We start from the raw sequence: 20,835 nt of genomic DNA, 5'->3' as shown, positions 1-20,835 counted from the left end.
GGATGGCAGCACGCCGAATGGTCACAAGGATGGGATAAGCCAAATGGATATCAAGGTTGTAGGAATCGACGTTAGCAAGAACACGCTGGATCTGGACTCTTTGCCTGACAGCGCGAGCTTGCAGTTCATCAATGACGAAGCGGGTATCGCTTCGCTGTTGGCATACCTGGCCGAGCACAACGACGAAGGTCAAATCGATCGCATCGTGCTTGAGGCGACAGGCGGTTATGAAACCAGCGTCAGTATCGCGCTGGCTGGTGCCGGATTGCCGGTCGCAGTTGTCAACCCCAAGCAGGTGCGCGACTTCGCCAAAGCTTGCGGGATTCTGGCCAAGACCGACCGGCTCGACGCGCGCGTGCTGGCGCGTTTTGCCCAGCAGATCCGGCCGCCAGTGCGTCCGTTGCCCGACGAGGCGCAGCGCGAATTTGCTGACCTGTTGGACCGGCGCAGCCAGCTCGTGGTCATGCGGGCGCAAGAGAAGGCTCGAGTCGCCACTGCGCCGCCGCTTGCCATCAAGAGCCTGAAAGAGCATATCGAATGGTTGGACGCCCGTATCAAGTCGCTCGATATCGATATGACCCACAAGCTGCGCACCAGTGACGTATGGAAGCACAAAGTGGAATTGCTTAGCAGTGTGCCGGGCATTGGCAAAGTCAGCGTGTTCACCCTGCTGGGGCGACTGCCCGAGTTGGGTAAGCTCAACCGCCAGCAGATCGCAGCGCTGGTCGGCGTGGCGCCGTTTAACGACGACAGTGGCAAGCGCCGGGGACAACGCTACATCCGCGGCGGTCGAGCCGAGGTGCGCAATGTGCTGTACATGGCGACGGTAACTGCGATTCGTCATAACCCTGCCATCCGTAGTTTCTATGAGCGCTTGAGTCTTACCGGTAAGCCATTCAAGCTCGCCGTGACTGCCTGCATGCGCAAGCTGCTGACAGTCCTCAATACCATGGCGAAGACCGGTCAGCCGTGGGAAAACAAACTGCCCGCTTGACACGGTTGCTCTCCCGCCGTGCGGGAGAGGGGAGCTACGGCAGCGCCGGAATTGGCCCAGCGTTGGCTGGAAATAGCCCTGCGATGCATCGACCCACACAAAAATCGGATGAACCTGAGAATCAGATGAACCCAAAAAAAAGGGTGTAGGCGCGGGGAGTGCCTACACCCTATCGGGAATTAGCAAGGGGTCACGCTTGCTGGTGCTGATTATTGGTGCACGCGGCGATCGCGGTTACCCCGCTAAGGTAGGTGCCACGCTTAGGTGGGGATAAGAATGTGCTGCCGCCGTCGATATGGCATTGGCGGCCGGACGGGGCATGCCTTTGTCCAGACATTCTTACCCTGCGCCGGGGTGGGTCCTACCAAGGCGGGGTACCGACACTGCATTTGCCTAACGAGAATGATTTGCTGTTGCAGTGGTTGTCACCTTGAAGGGCAGAAGCAGATGCTGGATTCAATCGAAAAAGACCTGGCGGCCGATGCGGCGATGTTTGCATCGGGCGAGGCGTGGATCGAGGCGCATCTGACGCCGGCGGGCTGGGTATATGGCAGCTACAAGGAGGAGGATGCGGCCCCCGTCTTGATGCCGTCGCCTGACGAGTCGGTGCTGACGGTGCGGCGGCACTATATAGTGAGTGGCGCGGCGGCGCCCCGGCGGCTTAGTGAGATCCGCACGACGCGCGCGGATTCGGCCCGGGAGATCATTCGCTTGCTGGAGGCCTACGGCGAGCCGCATTTCAATATCAGGACGCGCCAGGTACCGAGAGTGCCGGGCGTAACGTTCTGACTGGCTTTGTCTTGTTGCCTTGCCTTCCCGCCTGATCACGGGGCCGGGCATGCCGGCCCGATTTCTTATTCCCGATCTTATGCGCCAGAACCTAGCCCGAAAGGATGACGGGTTAGGGCAAACGGTGCATTGACGGCCTATGCTCGGGCGCTACCATCGAGTTAATCTGGCTCGATCTCCTTGGCTACGGCCTGTCCAGCCGGACACAGCAGGAAAAGCGCCTCTGGCTGCATGCGTATACACTGCCGGTTCTCCGCGGGTGACAAGGTTCCGTGAGTGCCGCGCCGGGAGCGCGATTTTGCGGCGTGGTCTGGCCTGCGCGGCCGTAACAACGAGACAAGACAATAAAACCATGAAAGTGTCGACCACCAACGTCCTCAACGTCCTGGAGCAGGGCGAAATCACTGCAGTCCGGGATCTGGCGCGCAAAATCTCCCATCCTCGCGCATTTGTGCTGCTTCGCACCGCCTTTATCGCGATGGCCGTGGTGGCGGTGCTGTGTTTCGCGGTGGGCAGCTTCCAATTGGACGGTTTTGAGAACGTGGGGATTGGCGCAGCGGTGGTGGCAGCGTTGCTGTTCCTTGCGGAACGCCGCTGGTTTGGTAACCGCGACGAGGTGGTGGTGCCGGCCGAGCAGGTTGCGGTGCTGCGCAGGCAGCTTCGCCAGGAGATGTTTGGCAAGCTGGAGGAGGTGGCGAGCCGCCTGACCCATGATGGCCCGGGGGATGGGGTGATCCGGGTTCGCACCTTGTGGCAGTTCCTGTCGGAATCCGTGGCCAGCGATACGCTCAAGCGCCGGAATGCGCGCGGGCCGGCCAAGGAATCTCAAGCGGGCTGAGCCACGCGGTACCGATCCGGGCGGTGAGACCGCCCTACCCCGACGTCGTCGCCCTTGTCTCGCAACACTCCTAACACCCATTCTGCATGGCCGCAGTTAGCCCTTCAGCAGCAGCACTTGACTTCTCGCCTTTTTTCTGTGGTTGCAATTTAGACGGTAATTGCAGAGAAGATAGGTAACACCATGGAGATCTTGGTGACCGGGGCGAGCAGGCTGGTGGGATCGGCTCTGGTGGCCTGTTTGCTTGCTGAGGGGCATCAGCGGTGGCTCTTGGGTCCGTCACTACGGCGGATGCACTGGCGCTGTATGCCACCGCCAGCATGGCAGCGACGGTCGCGGCGAGCTGGAGCGCGGGCGATTTCACACCGTCGCCCCGGTGGCGTCTTTCCAGACAGCCCCGTTCCATTAGATTGACTTGCCGAGCGTGGTATCGAAATGCACTGACAGCCCGGCCTCCAGTCCGGTGGTAGGACGGTTCACCGTGATATCGACCGTCCACTTTCCAATCACGGATGCGGCGGTAGTCGTACCCTTCACCTTGGCCTGGTCGCAGCTCTGCACAATCACATCGGCGGACCGGTCGTTATAGACCGCGACGTTGGTGGCGCCGATGGTCTGCGCAGGATGCCGTACGCATTCAGCCGGCCATTGGACACGACCTGCACATTTTTCAGTACCAGATTGCGCGCCGTGATGGTCGTGCCGTGGAAATAGGTTTCCAGATCAATCGGGATTCCGGTGGCAGTCGATTGGTAATCGATATAGAGTCCGTCGATTTCCAATCCATCATAGCCGGTGATAGTGGAGACAGCGCCGATTCCATAGTTCTGATTATCCCTCATCGTCATCCGCATATTCTTGATACGGGTATTCATTATAATCTGTGTTGCGCTACCGAAAGCAAAGGCCCGCGAGGCGTTGCTTTCGTAGTTTTCGATAACCGCGTTGTTGCCAGCAATAAGGATGCCGAAGGCAGCGTTGCTCATGCCCGCCAGCAAGCCCGGCTGGTTAGCCGCGATGACGTTTTTAAACTTGGTGCCTTGCGCGGATGTGGTGAAGGCGTATTCCATGTTGCCGTACGCCCACACGTCCGTGGCTGCATTGCCGAACTTGTCTCCCAACACAGCATCCGACATAAAGGCGATCACGGACGACGAATCACCGGCCGGCGCATATCCAATGACGTTGCGCGCCGTCACGTTGGAGGCCTGCACCTTGATGAGTCTCTTACCGAAGTTGTAGCCGTAGACATCTGAAATACCGACCGAGTTATCTTGGTCGCTCGCCGGGGTGGCAATGTAAATGCCGGTTGTGTCTTCGTACAGCAGATTTCCGGACCTATCGATATTGTGGATCTCGACAAACGAAACCCGTTTTATCGTTCCCACCGCCGCGATGCCGACCATGGAATTACCGCCCACATAAATGCAATTCAAACTGCCGTTGCTATCGGTGATGACACCATTGCCGGTTTTTAGCAGATTACTGAACGCCAGCCCATCCAGATCAAACCGATTTCCTTGCGGGTCGATATAGACGACGAACGACCCGTAGGTATTTTTGGTGTCCCGTATATTCTGAAAATTCACCTTTTTCAGCGAAATCGAACCGCAATTCGCCCGATAATACAGCGCGATCTTGACGAACCCATTACCAAAATCGAATGTAACATTTTCGAAAGAAATGGCCGCGTAGGAACTGATCAGGTTGGTATTCGCTGCCAGGCCGACCTTGAACGTGACGGTGCCATTTCCGCGCACCGTGCGCGGGTTGCCTGCCGCGATGTTGATCGCAGCATCCAGCAGGTACGTGCCGGTACCGATTTCCACCTCGCGGCCATCGGAGAAGGCTGCCTGGAACGCCGCCACATCGCTGGTAATGCCATCTCCCTTGGCGCCAAACCATTTCACATTGATTGGCCCATCAAACACGCGTTTCCGCCGCATTCCGTTGCCGTCCACGATGATGGTGGCCCCGTTGTCTGCGCTGGTTATGTCGCCGGTGTCCGCCACGAAGGTGCCGGAGATGCCGGCGGCAGAAAGGGTCACCGCTGCCTCTTTGCCGGTATAGGCGCGCAGCGCGGCGTAATCGGTCAGCGCCTTGGCACGGTCCAGCAACGTTTTGCTCAATGCACTCACTTGAGCACCTCCAATGCGGCAGTAGCCTTCGAGTCCGAAACCACATAGCGCCGCAATTGCGATACGTCGCCTTCTGTCCATACATCCCCCTGTGATGGCGCGATGACGGCATTATTCACCGTCTCTGTGCTGTCGCCAATGGCGAGTTGGCCCGGCCCCGCATTTCGCACACGCCAGACCATGCGCGTAGCATCGGCCGCGACATTGGTCACAGCTGCCGGCGCCTGAATGGTGCCGGCAGCTGGCCTTGTCCAAGGAAACGAACCGCCAACTGATAGCGAGCGCCGGGCTTTGGATGCCGCGCAAGCAGCACCCGCCCAAGACCTACCAGCCGCGCAATCGCCGCGCGTGCCTGGTCGACCTGATCCAGATCGACGGCAGTGATCACCGCTAGTTCGAGGGGCGGGCACCGGCCTGCACACTGCTGGTCTATGTCGACGACGCCGCCAGCGGGATTCAAGTGGGCTGAGCTACAGCGCACACACGGGGGCGGCCATGCCGCCCTACCCTGACATTCTCGGCATATCCGCAGTGACCACGCTGCATGGTCGCGGCCAGCCTTTGCGCGGCGGTTTGCTTCCCGCCCCTCGTTCTGTAATTTCTGAGCAGGTTCCCGCCATGCTGCCAGGGGGAAGTGGGGGTGCGGGACGGCAGCGGGCGGGAACTTATTCAGCTCAGCGCACTGGATTCCCGCCCTCGTGGAAATGCCCTGCCTTAATGAACGGCACCTGCTCCCTCATCGATGGAAGCAGCGGACGACCGACCCGCCGCTATGCGTCGCCGCGCCCGTCCTCCCCATGCTCCGCCGCGAGTTCGCTCAGCACCAGTATTTCTTGCGCCAGTCCGGTCGCCAGTGAGAGCAGAGGGCCCTGGATGTCTGCGACCAGATCGCCGAATGTTCCGGCGGCGGCGCTGTCGCGGGTCATGAAGAGTAGCGCGTAGAGTTGTGCCGCTTTTTCGCCAGCGAGGCTCTGCGGGCTTTCGCATGGGGTATGGGCGGTCACGAACATGTCCGCGCCGGAGTGTTCGGCAGTGACGCCGTAGCGGCTGTGCCTAAACATGGGCAGCCTCCGTCGCGGTGGCGTTCCTGTGTGGCTGGACGAGTGGACTGGGGCGGGTCAAGCGTTGCCCGGAACGGGCGAGTGAAGACAGGGGCATGGGAGCGCCTCCTACGTTAGCGAATCGAAAAATCCCGCCTTGCGGCGGTCGTTCGTCTACGTTTTTCGGGCTGCTATTCCCGGCCGCTGTTTTGCAGCGACGAACAGAGTATATCTCGACCAGAACCCGGAGAGAAACGTCACGCTAAGCCACCCCACCCCCTGCGCGACAGCGCTTGACTTCCCGTCTCTCGTTCTGTAATTTCTGTCTACACAGAAATTACAGAACAGACAGGTGGCGTGATGAAGATCTTGGTGACCGGGGCGAGCGGGCTGGTGGGATCGGCGCTGGTGGCCCGTTTGCTGGCCGAGGGGCATCACGTGGTGGCGCTGGCCCGCCGGCTCGATCAACTGCCCCGTCACCCACGGCTTCACCGCGTTGCGGCGGATTTGTCCACCTGGACCACGCCGGCGCATTGGCTGGCGGCCTTGCGCGGTGCCGATGCTGTCGTCAGCACGGTGGGCATCTTTCGGGAAACCGGGCGGCAGCGTTTCCAGGCATTGCATGTGGATATGCCGCTGGCCCTGATGCTGGCCTGCGAGCGGGCTGGCGTGCGGCGCGTGGTCCAGCTATCCGCACTGGGCGCGGCGGCGGATGGGGCTACCGCCTACTGGCGCAGCAAGGGCATGGCGGACGATGCCTTGCGCGCTAGCGCGCTGGATTGGGTGATCGTGCAGCCGTCGCTGGTGTATGCGCCGTGCGGCCGCAGTGCCACCTTGTTCCGGCGCTGGGCGGCGTTGCCCTTGCTGCCGGTGCCGGCGGATGCGGGGCATGTGCAGCCGATCCATATCGACGACCTGATTGCGCTGCTGCTGCGGGTAGTGCGCACTGACTGCGCGGGCCGGCGCACGGTGGCGGCGGTTGGGCCGGTCCGGCTGCGGTTTGGCGACTGGCTTGGCGCCCTGAGGGGCGGCATGGGGCTGCGCACAGCGCGGGTGCTGCGCGTGCCGGGCTGGATGGCTGGCCTTGGGGCGCAATGCCTGGCTAGGCTGCCGGGCAGCCTGGCCGATGGCGACAGCCTGGCCATGCTGCGCACCGACAACAGCGCCAGCCCGCACGCCGCGGCCACCTTGGCCGCGCGGCGCTTGCGCGCGCCGGCCGCCTTTGCCACCGCTGCCGAGCGGCTGCCTGCCTTGCTGTTCTGGACCCTGCTGGCTGGCCGGCTGGCCATTGCCGCGGTCTGGCTGGCCACCGCCTTGGTGTGTTTCGCGGACCTGGCCGCGGGCACGGCCTTGCTGCGCGAGGCGGGGCTGCCGCCGGCCTGGCGCGCGCCGCTGGTGTGGCTGGGCGCGGGGCTGGATCTGGCGCTTGGGGGGCTGGTGCTGTGGCGCCCTACCCGCGCGGTGTGGGCCATGCAGCTGGCGCTGGTGCTTGGCTATACCGCGCTGATCACCTGGCTGGCGCCGGCGTGGTGGGCGCATCCCTTCGGGCCGGTGCTGAAGAACCTGCCGATGCTGGCGTGGTTCGCCCTCTTCCTGCAGCTCGATGCCGATACCAATCCCGGGATCGACGCCAACGTCGGCCGGCAAGCCACCGCATATGGATCAACCGAGGAGCAAGCATGACCTACCTGACCGTCAAGTGGCTGCATATCCTGTCCGCCACCTTTATGTTTGGCACGGGCTTTGGCACGGCCTTCTACATGTTCTTCGTGAACCGCAGCAAGAACGTGCAGGCCATGGCGGTGGTGACCCGCTGGGTGGTGCGCGCCGACACCTGGATCACCGCGCCGGCCGTGGTCTTCCAGCCGCTGAGCGGGCTCTACATGATGCATGCGGCGGGGTATCCGCCTTCGGCGTCCTGGCTGTGGATCTCGCTGTCGCTCTATGCGCTGGCGGGGGCTTGCTGGCTGCCGGTGCTGTGGCTGCAATGGCGGATGCGCGATATGGCCGGGCAGGCTGCGCAGGCATTGCCGGCATCGGGCGGCGCGACCGATGCCACCGACGCCACCGGCATTGCGCCGCGCTACTGGCTGTATGAGCGCATCTGGGTGGCGCTGGGGTTTCCGGCGTTCGGCGGCTTGCTGGTGGTGTACTGGCTGATGGTGAGCAAGCCGGCCTGACTGCGCCACGCAGGCTGGCGGGCAACCGTAGGCGATCAGTCTTTGGTAGGATGGCCAATCGCCACGGATTGGGATGCGCACTGACAATGCCCCAGATCGACCTGAGAACGACAGTCTTGCTGTCAGCGGTGATGTCGGCACTGATGTCGGTCGTGCTGTTGTCGGCGTATTACAGTTTCCCGCGGTCGATCAAGGGGATTGGGCGCTGGGTCGGCGGCTCGCTGCTGCTGATCGTTGCGCCGGTGCTGTTCTGGTTGCGCGATATCGCCCCGGACTGGCTCTCCATCGTGGTGGCCAACTGCCTGGTGATGGCTGCCATGGCCCTGTGGATGCTCGCCGTGCAGGCGTTCTACGGGCGGGCGCAAACCTGGCGGTCTGCCGCCGCACTGACCGTGCTGGGCACGCTGCTGCTGGCCTGGTATGCGCTCTGGCAGCCGAACTATGTGGCCCGGGTGACCATCGTGACCTTTGTCATCGGGATCTTCTACATCGCGCAATGCGTGCTGATCCTGCGCTACGGCGAACGCCATTTCAGCACCTACTTCTTTGGCGCCCTGATGAGCGTCCAGGCGCTGGTGGTGGTGGTGCGTTTCGGCACCAGCCTGTCCGCCGGGATGACCAGGCACTCCTTTTTTGCGGCCGACGACGTCTTCCAGATCATCTACCTGAGTTCCAACACCCTGATGGTCCTGGCCTTGTCGGTCGCCTTCATGCTGGTGATCACGCGGCGCCTGCACGTGGAGCTCGACGTGCTCTCCAGGACGGACCCGCTGACGCTGCTGCTCAATCGGCGCGCCTTGTATGCGGCCGGCCAGGAGGCGCTGGAACGCATGCGCGAGGACGGCGGCGAGATGGCGTTGCTGTTGATCGACCTTGACCACTTCAAGCGCGTGAACGACAGCATGGGGCACGCCGAGGGCGACCGGGTGCTGATGGAGTTCTCGGCCATGCTCAAGCGCGAGCTGCCGCCGGGCGCCTACCCGGGGCGCTTCGGGGGCGAGGAGTTCCTGGTGTTGCTGCCGCGTACCGGCATGGCCGGCGCGCTGGCGCTGGCGGAGCGCCTGCGGGCTACGTCTTCCCGGTTTTTTGGTGAGCGCATCGCGGATCTGACCATCAGCATCGGCGTGGCCTGCGTGGAAAGATCGGAAACGCGCCTGGACGACGCCGTTGGCCGCGCCGATCTTGCCCTGTACCGCGCCAAGAGCGCGGGCAGGAACCGGGTCGAGGCGGTGATGCAAGCGGCCTGAGGGGACTAAGGGGTCTCAGGGAACGAAGGGGCAGTCATCAGGCGAGCAGCCGGCCCAGCGTGGCTACCGCGATGGTGAGCGCGCCAAGCGCCAGGTTCAGGCCGACGGCCTGCCGGATGCGGCCCAGCGCGGCGCCGGCGGCCTTCCAGTCCTGCGCATCGACGCTGCGGCGCAGCGCACCATAGGGGCCGAAGAACACATAGGCAAAGATGCCGATCATGATCAGGCCAAGGCCGAACATGATGTGCCAGTGCACAGGCGCGGCGGCAAACCCGAGCGCGCCGAGCATGGACGCGCCGCTGATGGCGATCAGCGCGACGGCGCCCCAGACCCAGGCCAGGAACCGCGCGAATACGGCGCGCCACAAGCGCAGCCGCTGCGGCGGCTCCAGCAAGGTGGCCGCGGCCGGGCGCAGGCAGACATAGGCGAAAAACATGCCGCCCACCCAAAGCGTGACGCCGGCGATGTGCAGGAAGCGGAGAACGGGATCGAGGGTCATGGGTTTTTTGATTTTCGGGTGACGGGGATGGGGCAGGCTCCAGCCGGCGAATCGTGGCGGGGACCGGGGGCTGTTGGGGGAATGCCGCATTCTAGTCCCCGAAAGCCACCAGTGCCGGCCAAAGCCACGAATAAGACACACATGCCAGAGCAATGCCGTCGGCATAAGCGGAGCGCTCCTGCGCTTCTGCTAACCTAACAGCCGGGTCAGTCGCCCGCGATGGGGGATGGGCGGCCGGGACGGAAGGGCCGGTGGTCAGGCTGGTCGGCAAAACCAAGAATAAGATACTCATGCAGCACTCTTTAAAGTATCGGGTCGCCTTAGCCACGGCGCTCGTGGTGACATTCATCATCCTGGCGCGCGCACTGTTTACCCAGTACTACGCGTTCCAGACCCTGGCTGCGCTGCGCCAGGCCCAGCAGGAAACGCTGGTCAAGCTGGTTGCCGAACAACTCGACGAGAAATTCGAGACGCGGGCGATCGCCTTGCGCCGCCTGGGGCAGCAGCTGGCGCCCATGCTTGGGCAGCCGCCCGCCGATTTGCGGCGCTTTGCCACCCAGGCGATGGCCATGCCGCAGATCTTCAATGCCGTGTTCCTGGCCTGGCCTGACGGCGACATGGTGTTCAGTACCGCCGTGCCCATCGGGCAACGCATCCACCTGTCGGACCGCGATTACTTCCGCGCGATCCTCGACGGTTCTGAGTTTGCCGTGTCGGACCTGCTGCGGGGCCGCATGAGCGATTCGCCCGGCGTGGTGCTTGCCGTGCCCCTGCGCGGCCCGGACGGCAAGCTGCTGGCGGTGGTTGGCGGCGCATTGAATTTCACGGAGAGCAACTTCCTTGGCCAGCTGGCGCACAGCCGGGTTGGCCTGACCGGCGGCTATTGCCTGGTCTCCTCCGGCACGAACCCGCGCTACGCCATGCACCCCGATCCTTCGAAGGTGATGACGCCGGCCAAGGCGCATGACGAGACCTGCGGCCTTGGCGCGCCGCCCTCCGGGTGGGAGATGATCTACCCAACGCAGCCCGTGGTGGCGCGCTACCTGCTCGAGTCCAATGGCTGGGAGGTGGTTTCGGTCCTGCCCGCCGACGAGGCGTACGCCCCGCTGCTCGCGGCCCGCCACAAGACGCTCATGGTCGCCGGCGTGTCGCTGTTGCTGGCCGCGTTGCTGATGTGGCTGGTGATACGCCGCCTGCTGGCGCCGCTGGAGCTGCTGCATCGGGTGGTCAGCGAGGTGCCCAAGAATCTTGCCGCCCTGGCTGCGCTGCCAACCGGGCGCAATGACGAGATTGGTGAGCTGGCCACCACCTTTGGCGCGGTCATGCACCAGCTCTCCGAGCGGGAAGCCGCGCTGAGCGCCGCCAAGGATCGCGCCGCCGAGAGCGAGAAGCGCATCGAGGCCATTGCCAACCATGTGCCGGACTTTGTCTCGTTCATCGATATGAACGAGCGCTATGTCTTTGTCAACGAGGCCTACGCGCGGCGGTTCAACCTGCCGGTGGAGCAGATTGTCGGGCTGACGATGCGCGAGCTTTGGGGCACCTGCATCTACGTGGCATCGAAGCCTTACCTGGAACAGGCCTACCTGGGCGCGTCGGTCACCTTCAGCCTGGAAGGCAATGATGATGCCGAGTGCATGGAGGTTACCTACCGGCCCGCCTGGAATGACGGCAAGGACACGGTCCAGGGCCTGTACATGTTCGCGCGCAACGTGACCAACGAGCGCCAGAAGATGCGCAGCCTGGAAGCGCAGACGCTCACGGACCACCTCACGGGCCTGCTTAACCGCAAGGGGTTCGACCGGCGCATGGCCGATGCCATGGCCCGGGCTGGCGCGAACCACGCCAGCGTCGCCCTGTTGCTCGTGGACGTGGACGATTTCAAGACCATCAACGACACGTTTGGGCACGCTGTTGGCGACCAGTTGCTGGCGTCCTTCGCCGAGCGCCTCTCCGCCTGCGTGCGCACCGGCGACGCCGTGGCCCGGATCGGCGGCGACGAGTTCGCCGTCGTGCTGGACGACGCACTCAACATCGCAACGCTGGAGCGCATCGCCCAGGCCATCGTGCACGCAGCCCGGCGAGCGCATTTCATCGAAGGCCATACCATCGTGGCGACAGCCAGCGTGGGCATGGCCATCCATTACCCGGACGACGGCCAGACCGTGAACGAACTCTTCATGCGTGCGGACATGGCGCTGTACGAAGCCAAGCGCAGCGGCAAGGCGCGCTACACGCCGCCGCCTGCCTCGAGCAACCGCGCCTAGCATCGACGCGCGACAATACAACAACACAACAAGACACTCACCCTGAGGATGACTCCGTGACCGACCCGATCCTGATCCGCCCCGCCGAGCCAGGCGATTTTGAAGCGTGGAAAGTGCTATGGGATGGCTACAACGCCTTCTATGGACGCAAGGCGGAGACTGCGCTGCCGATCGAAATCACCCGCATGACGTGGTCGCGCTTCGTCGACGCTTACGAGCCCATGCACGCGCTGGTGGCGGAGCGCTCCGGCGAATTGCTGGGCCTGGTGCATTACCTGTTTCATCGCAGCACCATCCAGATCGGCCCGAGCTGCTACTTGCAGGATCTCTTTACGTCGGAGGCGGCACGCGGCACGGGTGTTGGCCGCGCATTGATCGAGGCGGTCTACCAACGCGCCGAAACCGCAGGTGCCAAGCGGGTCTACTGGCAAACGCACGAGACCAACACGACAGCGATGAAGCTCTACGACAAGGTCGCGGAGAACTCGGGGTTCGTGGTGTATCGCAAGCCGGTTTAGTTCTTGGGCGGGCCTGCGCAAGAGCGAGGTGCATCACCTTGCGCAAGCGCCCGCCCTTCACTCCGGCTCGATCCCCGCTGCCTTGATCACCTTCGCCCACTTCTGCGTTTCGCTGCGCACGAAGGCGGCGAGCTCGTCCGGGGTGGACGGCGCGGGCTCGCCGCCGGTGCGGCTGAAGTACTCGGCGGCCCTGGCGTCGGTCAGGCCCTTGCGCACCATCTGGTTCATGCGCTCCACCACGGGCCTGGGGGTCGCGGCGGGGAAGAATGCCGCGGACCAGGCCACCATCTCGTAGCCGGGCAATCCGCTTTCCGCCATGGTTGGCACATCCTTCAGCACGGGATGGCGCTGCGCCGTGGTGACGGCGATGGCGCGCAGCTTGCCGCCCTGGATCAGGGTCATGGCGGGTGATATATCCGAGATCATGAAGTCGACCTGATGGCCCATCAGGTCGGTGAGCGCGACTGGCACGCCTTTATAGGGCACGTGGAGCGCTTGCACGCCGGCCATCATCTTGTAGAGCTCGCTGGCAATGCGGGTGGAGGAGCTGCCGCTGGCGAAGGTGAGCTTGCCGGACGTGGTCTTGGCCAGCGCGGTCAGCTCGGCCACGGTGTGCACGGGGCTGTCGGGCGGCACCACCAGTACCAGCCCGCTCTTGGCGATCAGCGAGACCGGCGCGAAATCCTTGACCGGGTCATAGGGCAGCTTCTTGAACAGCGATGCATTGGCGGCGTGCGTGGTGTTGGTGGTCACCAGCATGGTGTAGCCATCGGCGGGCGCGGTGGCAACCGCCTGCGCTGCGATAAAGCCATTGGCGCCGGGCCGGTTGTCCACCACGACGGACTTGCTGGTCTGGCCGGTGACGGCTTCGGCGATGAAGCGCGCGCTGCTGTCTGTGCCGCTGCCGGCCGGGAACGGCACAACCACGCGCACCGGCTTGGCGGGGTAGTCGCCCGTATCGGCGGCGCGCGCCAGGCTGGCAGGAATGGCTGCCAGCGCCAGGACGGGCAGCAGCAAGCCGGCGATCGCGCGCCGGGTGAAGGGGTGCGTCATGTTGTCTCCTCGTTTGCCACTTTTATGTTTTTTTATTACGTTCTTTTACCGCTTGTGCCTTTGCGGCATCTGCTGGGTTTTTTCGGGGTAACGCTCAACTGCGGCTATCGGGTACCGCAAGCGCCGGGTAGCGATCAGCCAGGTGGGCTGGCAATTCCACGTCGAGGATGAAGCGGTCCCCGCGATACCAGAAACACCCTGCCGTGAGCACCTTGCCGTCGATATCCAGCGTGGTGCGCACGATCTTGGCGATGGGCGCGGCAAAGCCATAGGCCAGCGCGCGCGCCATCGCATAGTCGGTGGGTTCCACCGTCATGGTCTGGTGCATGATGCCAAGGCGCTCGCCCACGGCCTCGCGCAGCAGGCGGGCGATCTTGCGGTGCTTTTCACTGCCGCGCGGGAACTGGCTGAAGACGGACTCGGCCACATACAGCTCGATCAGGCAGAACGGCTCGCCATCATGCATGTGCAGCTTGCGCAGCAGCACGTAGCGGCCCAGCGGCTCGCCGCGCGTGGGCAAGCCCGGCGGCAGGCTGACATCCCTGCGTTTGTCCAGGATGCGGATTTCCAGCTCGCTGCCGCCGACCAGCTCGTTGTTGATCGCGGATCGCATGCCCTCGCTCGGCCCGGGCGGCTGGCCGGTGACGTGCGTGCCGCGCCCGCGCTGGCTGCTGACCAGGCCCTCCTCGGCCAGCACGGCAAAAGCCTGCCTGACGGTGACGCGGGCGATGCCGTAGGTCTGCGCAAGGCGCTCCACCGTGGGCAGCTGGTGCCCCAGCGGCCATTCGCCGGAAACGATCCGGTGGCGCAGCACGCTGGCCAGTTGCCGGTAGCGCGCCACGCCGCCCGTGCCATCGTCTGGCAGCGCATGCGCCTCGCCGTCGGGGGCTGCCGCCGTGTCGGCCGCGCGGGTTGCGTTGCGCATCACGACAGGCTCCTTGGCGCCTGCATGGGCATGGGCATGGCCTGCAGTTTTTGCGTCATGCTTTGGCCGATTCGCGCGTGGTGCCCGCGGCCATCATGCGGTCGATGGCGGTGTCGTCGTAGCCCGCCTCGCGCAGCACCTCGCGGCTGTGCTCCCCCAGCGCGGGGGCGTGGCGCTGGCTGGTGGGCGGCGTGCCCGACCATTCGCTGGGGACCGCCATCTCGCGGATGCGGCCCACGCCCGGGTGATCGGTCTCGCGGAAGAAGCCGATGTCACGCAGATGCGGATCATCGAGCAGCGTCTCGAACGTGTGCATGGGGAACACCGGGATATCGGCCTCCTTGAGCAGCGCGCGCCATTCGTCCGTGGTGCGCTTGGCCATTTCGTCGCTGACCATCGCGTAAAGCTCCGTGATGTGGGCGGTGCGCGTGGTGATGCTGGCGAAGCGGGGATCGGTGTCGAACAAGCCGGCCTTGCCGATGGCCTTGAGGAAGGTGCGCCAGTGATGGTCGTGGTAGATCAGGCAGCACACATGGCCGTCGCGCGTCTGGTAGGGCCGGCGCTCCGGCGACAGCAGGCGCGGATAGCCAAAGCCGCCGCGCGGCGGCACGAAGGTCTCGCCGTAGAGGTGGTCGCCCAGCACATAGGGCACCATGGTCTCGAACATCGGCACGTCCACGCGCTGGCCCTTGCCGGTGCGCGCTTGCGCGTACAGCGCGGCGCAGATCACGCCAAAGGCGTAGAGCCCCACAGAGCGGTCGGCAATGGTGATGGGGAGATAGCGCGGGATATCGCCGCTGCCCCTGGCCACCGCCTGGGGCAGGCCGCAGGCCGCCTGGATCAGGTCGTCGAACGCGGCCTGCGGCGCGTAGCGCCCGCGCTGCGAGAAGCCGAACATGCCGACATAGACCAGGCGCGGGTTCAGCGCGGACAGCGTTTCGTAGTCCAGCCCCAGGCGCTGCATGGCTTGCGGCCTGACGTTGTAGGCCAGCACGTCGGCGTCTTGCACCAGCCGCAGCAGCGCCTCGCGCCCGTCTTCCGATTTGAGGTCCAGCACAACGCTGCGCTTGTTGCGGTTCAGGCCCAGGTAGAGCGGCCCCATCTTCTCGTCGCCGCACGGCCCGATGCCGCGCGTGACATCGCCCTCGGGCGACTCCACCTTGATCACGTCGGCGCCAAGGTCGCCCAGCATCTGCGTGGCCGAGGGGCCCATGAATACCGCCGTGATGTCCACCACCTTGACCCCGGACAGGGCGCCAGCCGTCATCTCCATCGTCTCCCCCAACGTTCGTTCGAATAGTTCTATGAATAGGACTATAGGAAAATAAGACCGATGGGACAAGGAAGGATCCGAACGCCGCCGGGCGCGGGGAACCTGGCCGAACAGCCCCTGCCGCCAGCCATTCGAGCAAACCTTCTAACCGCTTGACAATTTGCTGCCGACCGCAACCAAAGCCCGTTTTTATGGGTCGTGTTATCCACAAATACTGTGGATAACAGGCACCTCGCTTCCCGCCAACCGGCTTGCAGCCGCCAATCCGGTCGGACTGCCTATTGTTTCAGCAACTTGAAGGTTTTGTGGCACATTCATGGCAGGGATGCCGCGATCGAAGCCACGGGCGTCGATCGCCGCCCTTTGCCGGGTATCGCGCAAGGCCGCGACAATGTGCCGATTGCGGCGCACCGACTGCTGCTTGCTGCTACTGCAGGAAGTCTCCGTAGCGAGCGCGGATCTCTTCGAGATTGGCGAGCGTGCCGGAAAGATGCCGGCGCAGGCTGGCCTGGGCGGCGTCGGGGTCGCCGCTGGCGATCGCATCGACGATGGCAGTGTGATCCGCCACGACCGCGTTGGCCTTGCCGGCGATCGGCAGGTGCAGGCGGCGCAGGCGGTCCAGGTGGCCGCTCTGGCGGCGCACCAGCATCCACAGGTCCGGCACGCGGGCGGCTTCGTACATCTGGCGGTGGAAGGCCTGGTCGAACAGGGAGAACTCCGCGAAGTCCTGGGCGGCCAGCATGGCCTGCTGCCGCGCCACGCTAAGGCGCAGCCGCTCCACCAGCGCGGGGTCGGGTGCCTCGGCCAGCGTGCGCACGATTTCCACTTCCACGGAGCGCCGCAGGAAATGCGCCTGCTGGGCCAGCGCGATGCTGATGGGGCTGACCACCGTGGCGTGCTGCGGGAAGATATCGACCAGCCCTTCCTCGGCGAGCCGCATCAGGGCGTCGCGCACCGGCGTCTGGCTGATGCCGTATTGCGCGGCGAGATCCGTGCGCGACAGCACCGTGCCGGGGGGCAGCGTCATGGAGATGATCATGTCCCGCATATGCTCGAACACCTGCGGCGCGGCATGCCGGGTGCGGTCGAACTGGAATTGAATCTGCGGAATCTGCGGGGCGGACAAGGTGGCTTCAGTGGCTTCCATCGGGCGGTCTGATTTCACTGCACGGGCGTGGATCATCACGCACAAAGACGCTGCATTGCGTCTCATGGCAGCAGTTTAATGGAAAGTTTTGCGGTTTGACACACTAATATATTAGTGCTTTAATCCTCCCGACGATATCAGATGTCGTATCTCTACCGCCTGGTTCTGGCACCAGAGGTCCGGCCCAATGACAACATCCGTGGAAGAGACAGCATGACGTCACGAAAGAAGACGCCCGAGACCTTGCGCAGCGCGCGCTGGTTTGCCCCCGACGACCTGCGCTCCTCCGGGCACCGCTCGCGCATCATGCAGATGGGCTACTCGCCCGAAGAATGGCTGGACCGCCCGATCATCGCGATCATCAACACGTGGTCTGACATCAATCCCTGCCATTCCCACTTCAAGCAGCGTGTCGACGACGTCAAGCGCGGCATCTTGCAGGCCGGCGGCTTCCCGATCGAGCTGCCCGCCATCTCGCTGTCGGAAAGCGCGGTCAAGCCCACCACCATGCTGTACCGGAACATGCTGGCGATGGAGGCGGAGGAACTGATCCGCTCCCACCCCATCGACGGCGCGGTGCTGATGGGCGGCTGCGACAAGACCACGCCGGGCTTGCTGATGGGCGCGTCGAGCGCGGGCGTGCCGGCCATCTACGTGCCGGCCGGCCCGATGCTGCGCGGCAACTGGAAGGGCAATGTGCTGGGTTCCGGCTCCGACGCCTGGAAGTTCTGGGACGAGCGCCGCGCCGGCAATATCAGCAAGACCGAGTGGATCGGCATCGAGGGCGGCATCGCCCGCAGCCATGGCACCTGCATGACGATGGGCACGGCCAGCACCATGACGGCAATTGCCGAGGCCATCGGCATGACGCTGCCGGGCGCCTCATCCATCCCGGCTGCCGATGCCAACCATATCCGCATGTGCTCCGAGGCCGGACGGCGCATCGTGGACATGGTGTGGGAAGACCTGACCCCGCAACGGATCCAGACGCGCGCCTCGTTCGAGAACGCCATCGCCGTGGCCATGGCGATGGGCTGCTCCACCAACGCCATCATCCACGTGATCGCCATGGCGCGCCGCGCCGGGCATGACATCGGGCTGGAGGATTTCGACAAGACCAGCCGCCACGTGCCGGTGATCGCCAATATCCGGCCCAGCGGCGACAAATACCTGATGGAGGACTTCTTCTACGCCGGCGGCCTGCCCGCGCTGATGAACCGCATCAGCGACAAGCTGCACCTGGATGCGCTGACCGTCACCGGCCGCACGCTGGGCGAGAACATCGCGGGTGCCGAGGTCTATAACGACGACGTGATCCGCACCAAGGACAACGCGCTGTACCAGGAGGGTGCGCTGGCCGTGCTCAAGGGCAATATCGCGCCGGACGGCTGCGTGATCAAGCCCAGCGCCTGCGAGAAACGGTTCTTCAAGCACACCGGCCCGGCGCTGGTGTTCGACGACTACCCGTCGATGAAGGAAGCGGTGGAGCGAGACGATCTGGACGTCACCGCCGACCACGTCCTGATCCTGCGCAACGCCGGCCCGCAAGGCGGCCCGGGCATGCCGGAATGGGGCATGCTGCCCATTCCCAAGAAGCTGGTCCAGCAAGGCGTGCGGGACATGCTGCGCATGTCGGACGCGCGCATGAGCGGCACCAGCTATGGCGCCTGCATCCTGCACGTGTCGCCGGAATCGTATATCGGCGGCCCGTTCGCGCTGGTGCGCACCGGCGACATGATCTCGGTCGACATCGACCGCCGCAGCATCCACCTGGAGGTGTCCGACGAAGAGCTGGCGCGCCGCAAGGCCGCGTGGACGCCGCCGCCGCCGCGCTTCGGGCGCGGCTATGGCTGGATGTTCTCCAGGCATATCCGGCAAGCCAACGACGGCTGCGACTTCGACTTCCTGCAAACCGATTTTGGCGCGCCCACGGGCGAACCCAGCATCTACTGATAGCGGACCCATCATGACCGATACCATCACCGATTCCACGACCCAGGCCAGCAAGCTCAGCCAGCAGACCATCGACCAGTTCAAGACCGTCAGCACCGCTACGTTGTGCACGGCGCTGTTCAAGCGCGGCTTGCGCAACCAGTTCATCCAGGACGTGCATCCGCTCAATCCCGAGCGCGGCAACATGGTGGGCGAGGCCTTCACGCTGCGTTACATCCCGGCGCGCGAAGACCTGAACCCGATCTCGGTGTTCCTGGATCCGAACCATCCGCAGCGCCAGGCGGTTGAGCAGTGCCCGTGCGGCGCGGTGCTGGTGATCGACAGCCGCAAGGACGCGCGCGCGGCCTCCGCCGGCTCGATCCTGATCACGCGCCTGATGCAGCGCGGCGCGGCCGGCGTCGTCACCGATGGCGGCTTTCGCGATTCACCGGAGATTGCGCGGCTGGCCATGCCGGCCTATCACCATCGCCCCTCCGCGCCGACCAACCTGACGCTGCACCAGGCCATCGAGATCAACGGCCCCATCGGCTGCGGCGACGTGGCGGTGTTCCCGGGCGACGTGGTGGTGGGCGATGCCGAAGGCGTGGTCATCGTGCCGCGCCACCTGGCCGAGGAAATCGCGGCGGAAGCGGTGGAGATGACCGCGTTCGAGGACTTCGTCACGGAGGAAGTGATGAAGGGCCGCTCGATCATCGGCCTGTATCCGCCGACCCAGGAGCAAAGCCGGCTGGACTTTGCCGCCTGGCGTGAAGCCAAGGGCCGCTGAGCATCGCCGCCTGCCGGACCGTACAAGCCTCGGCAAGCCACAAACAAACGCATGAGCCAGCCGGCTCCCGACGCGAGGGGCAAGGCGGCCACGGATGGAGACAAGATGCATCACAACAAGCGAGGCGCGCTGCGCCGCGTTGCCGCCCTCGGCATGCTGGCCGCGGCCGGCGCCCTGTTCCTGTTCAGTACCGGCGCGCAGGCCGAGGACAAATGGCCGTCGCGCCCGATCACCTGGGTGGTGCCGTTCGCGGCGGGCGGCTCCACCGATATCGTCGCCCGCACCATCGGGCAGGAGATTTCGAAGGCGCTGGGCCAGCCGGTGGTGGTCGAGAACCGGCCCGGTGCGGCCGGCGCGGTGGGCGCTGGCTACGTGGCGCGCGCCAAGCCGGATGGCTACACGCTGTTTGGCGGCACCATCAGCACGCATGCCATCAACGCGAGCCTGTACAAGAATCTCTCATACGACCCGGTCAAGGATTTCGAGCCGGTCTGCCTGATCGCCTACGTGCCCAATGTGCTGATGGTCGACGCCAAGCTGCCGATCCACAACGTGAAGGAGTTGATCGCCTACGCGAAGAGCCATCCGGGCCTGAGCTTCGCGTCGTCGGGCGCGGGCACTTCGACGCATCTGGCGGGTGAGCTGTTCGCCGACATGATCAAGGTGCCGATGACCCACGTGCCTTACAAGGGCAGCCCGCAGGCGATCCAGGACGTGGCCGCCGGCCTCGTTCCCTTTCTCTTTGACCAGCTGACCGCGGGCGACGCCATGATCAAGGCCGGCAAGCTGCGCGCGCTGGCCGTGACCTCGCCCAAGCGCTCCGCGCTGGCGCCCAATGTGCCGACCATGGCCGAGGCTGGCGTGCCGGGCTTCGAGATGGTGTCGTGGCAGGCGCTGTACGCGCCGCACGGCACGCCGAAGGACGTGGTGCAGCGGCTGAACACCGAAGTAGTGCGCGCGTTGAAGCAGCCCGCCGTGCAGCAACGCATGACGCAGCAGCTTGGCATGGAAGTGGTGGGCAGCAGCCCCGCCGAACTCGCGGCGTTCATGGGCAAGGAGATCCCGCGCTGGGCCGAACTGGTGAAGACATCGGGGGCGACGGCCAATTGATGGCTGGTTTGATGCGTCAAAGCCGTCCGGAATGACGAAGGCTTTGCTGCCTCTCCCCCAAGCGAGAAAGGCAGCAAAGTCCATCACGACAACAAATC

At 64.5% G+C, this 20,835-nt stretch carries 19 protein-coding genes and 1 pseudogene; 12 read left to right on the top strand and 8 right to left on the bottom strand.

Annotated features, from left to right (window positions below; genetic code table 11):
• The first annotated feature begins 43 nt into the window (after positions 1 to 43).
• The 3 genes from F7R26_RS24955 (at position 44) to F7R26_RS24945 (ending at position 2,621) form a co-directional block, all read left to right on the top strand.
• Entirely contained in the window at positions 44 to 994 is a 951-nt protein-coding gene (locus tag F7R26_RS24955; RefSeq protein WP_193692084.1) for an IS110 family transposase, read from the top strand.
• A 447-nt stretch (positions 995 to 1,441) separates the two neighbouring features.
• The gene (locus F7R26_RS24950; protein WP_150987073.1) at positions 1,442 to 1,783 is read left to right on the top strand and encodes a hypothetical protein; all 342 of its coding nucleotides are present in this window, start codon (positions 1,442 to 1,444) and stop codon (positions 1,781 to 1,783) included.
• Positions 1,784 to 2,135: 352 nt separating this feature from the next.
• Complete coding sequence (locus F7R26_RS24945) at positions 2,136 to 2,621, top strand: hypothetical protein (protein WP_150987091.1); 486 nt, start codon at positions 2,136 to 2,138, stop codon at positions 2,619 to 2,621.
• Between the two features lie 563 nt (positions 2,622 to 3,184).
• On the opposite strand, the gene F7R26_RS24940 is transcribed toward F7R26_RS24945, so the two are convergent.
• Together F7R26_RS24940 and F7R26_RS24935 are read right to left on the bottom strand one after the other, a co-directional pair.
• Complete coding sequence (locus F7R26_RS24940) at positions 3,185 to 4,759, bottom strand: hypothetical protein (protein WP_150987071.1); 1,575 nt, start codon at positions 4,757 to 4,759, stop codon at positions 3,185 to 3,187.
• Entirely contained in the window at positions 4,756 to 4,971 is a 216-nt protein-coding gene (locus tag F7R26_RS24935; protein WP_150987070.1) for a hypothetical protein, read from the bottom strand. The genes F7R26_RS24940 and F7R26_RS24935 overlap by 4 nt, the downstream gene beginning before the upstream one ends.
• 29 nt (positions 4,972 to 5,000) lie before the next feature.
• Here F7R26_RS24935 and F7R26_RS24930 point away from each other — a divergent pair.
• A pseudogene (locus F7R26_RS24930) lies at positions 5,001 to 5,150 on the top strand (ISNCY family transposase); the annotation flags it as partial.
• A gap of 379 nt (positions 5,151 to 5,529) precedes the next feature.
• Here F7R26_RS24930 and F7R26_RS24925 read toward each other — a convergent pair.
• Positions 5,530 to 5,820: a hypothetical protein gene (locus F7R26_RS24925; RefSeq protein ID WP_150987068.1), complete on the bottom strand. Its 291-nt coding sequence runs from the start codon at positions 5,818 to 5,820 to the stop codon at positions 5,530 to 5,532.
• 339 nt (positions 5,821 to 6,159) lie between these two features.
• On the opposite strand from F7R26_RS24925, the gene F7R26_RS24920 reads away from it, so the two are divergent.
• From F7R26_RS24920 to F7R26_RS24910, 3 genes are all read left to right on the top strand, one after another.
• Positions 6,160 to 7,482, top strand: a complete 1,323-nt coding sequence (locus F7R26_RS24920; RefSeq protein ID WP_150987066.1) for an SDR family oxidoreductase — start codon at positions 6,160 to 6,162, stop codon at positions 7,480 to 7,482.
• Positions 7,479 to 7,979, top strand: a complete 501-nt coding sequence (locus tag F7R26_RS24915; RefSeq protein WP_150987064.1) for a DUF2269 family protein — start codon at positions 7,479 to 7,481, stop codon at positions 7,977 to 7,979. Before F7R26_RS24920 ends, F7R26_RS24915 begins: the two co-directional genes overlap by 4 nt.
• 86 nt (positions 7,980 to 8,065) lie before the next feature.
• The gene (locus F7R26_RS24910; RefSeq protein ID WP_241754715.1) at positions 8,066 to 9,226 is read left to right on the top strand and encodes a GGDEF domain-containing protein; all 1,161 of its coding nucleotides are present in this window, start codon (positions 8,066 to 8,068) and stop codon (positions 9,224 to 9,226) included.
• Between the two features lie 37 nt (positions 9,227 to 9,263).
• Here the strand turns inward: F7R26_RS24910 and F7R26_RS24905 are convergent, their stop codons facing one another.
• Entirely contained in the window at positions 9,264 to 9,725 is a 462-nt protein-coding gene (locus F7R26_RS24905) for a CopD family protein (protein WP_150987062.1), read from the bottom strand.
• Positions 9,726 to 10,015: 290 nt separating this feature from the next.
• Here F7R26_RS24905 and F7R26_RS24900 point away from each other — a divergent pair, with 290 nt between their 5' ends.
• Together F7R26_RS24900 and F7R26_RS24895 are read left to right on the top strand one after the other, a co-directional pair.
• Positions 10,016 to 11,992, top strand: a complete 1,977-nt coding sequence (locus tag F7R26_RS24900; protein WP_150987060.1) for a sensor domain-containing diguanylate cyclase — start codon at positions 10,016 to 10,018, stop codon at positions 11,990 to 11,992.
• Between the two features lie 56 nt (positions 11,993 to 12,048).
• Positions 12,049 to 12,510: a GNAT family N-acetyltransferase gene (locus F7R26_RS24895; RefSeq protein ID WP_150987059.1), complete on the top strand. Its 462-nt coding sequence runs from the start codon at positions 12,049 to 12,051 to the stop codon at positions 12,508 to 12,510.
• Between the two features lie 57 nt (positions 12,511 to 12,567).
• On the opposite strand, the gene F7R26_RS24890 is transcribed toward F7R26_RS24895, so the two are convergent.
• The 4 genes from F7R26_RS24890 to F7R26_RS24875 all read right to left on the bottom strand — a co-directional run bounded on the left by F7R26_RS24890 (position 12,568) and on the right by F7R26_RS24875 (position 16,908).
• Positions 12,568 to 13,563, bottom strand: a complete 996-nt coding sequence (locus tag F7R26_RS24890; RefSeq protein WP_150987057.1) for a Bug family tripartite tricarboxylate transporter substrate binding protein — start codon at positions 13,561 to 13,563, stop codon at positions 12,568 to 12,570.
• A gap of 94 nt (positions 13,564 to 13,657) precedes the next feature.
• Positions 13,658 to 14,488 (bottom strand): GntR family transcriptional regulator, encoded by an 831-nt coding sequence (locus F7R26_RS24885; RefSeq protein WP_150987055.1) that lies wholly within the window; start codon positions 14,486 to 14,488, stop codon positions 13,658 to 13,660.
• A 55-nt stretch (positions 14,489 to 14,543) separates the two neighbouring features.
• The gene (locus tag F7R26_RS24880; protein WP_150987053.1) at positions 14,544 to 15,761 is read right to left on the bottom strand and encodes a CaiB/BaiF CoA transferase family protein; all 1,218 of its coding nucleotides are present in this window, start codon (positions 15,759 to 15,761) and stop codon (positions 14,544 to 14,546) included.
• A 427-nt stretch (positions 15,762 to 16,188) separates the two neighbouring features.
• Positions 16,189 to 16,908, bottom strand: coding sequence for a GntR family transcriptional regulator (locus F7R26_RS24875; protein ID WP_150987051.1), 720 nt, complete (start codon positions 16,906 to 16,908; stop codon positions 16,189 to 16,191).
• Between the two features lie 213 nt (positions 16,909 to 17,121).
• Between F7R26_RS24875 and araD the strand changes: the two genes are divergently transcribed.
• From araD to F7R26_RS24860, 3 genes are all read left to right on the top strand, one after another.
• On the top strand, positions 17,122 to 18,861 hold the full coding sequence (araD, locus tag F7R26_RS24870) for an L-arabinonate dehydratase (protein ID WP_150987050.1): 1,740 nt from the start codon (positions 17,122 to 17,124) through the stop codon (positions 18,859 to 18,861).
• 13 nt (positions 18,862 to 18,874) lie between these two features.
• A complete protein-coding gene (locus F7R26_RS24865) occupies positions 18,875 to 19,627 on the top strand; it encodes a ribonuclease activity regulator RraA (protein WP_150987049.1) in 753 nt (250 codons plus the stop codon).
• A gap of 105 nt (positions 19,628 to 19,732) precedes the next feature.
• Complete coding sequence (locus F7R26_RS24860; RefSeq protein WP_150987048.1) at positions 19,733 to 20,737, top strand: Bug family tripartite tricarboxylate transporter substrate binding protein; 1,005 nt, start codon at positions 19,733 to 19,735, stop codon at positions 20,735 to 20,737.
• Positions 20,738 to 20,835 lie beyond the last annotated feature (98 nt).

Source organism: Cupriavidus basilensis (assembly GCF_008801925.2).
Lineage (GTDB): Bacteria > Pseudomonadota > Gammaproteobacteria > Burkholderiales > Burkholderiaceae > Cupriavidus > Cupriavidus basilensis.
The sequence above is the reverse complement of the archived record's forward strand: the minus strand, read 5'-3'. Positions and strand labels throughout refer to the sequence as shown.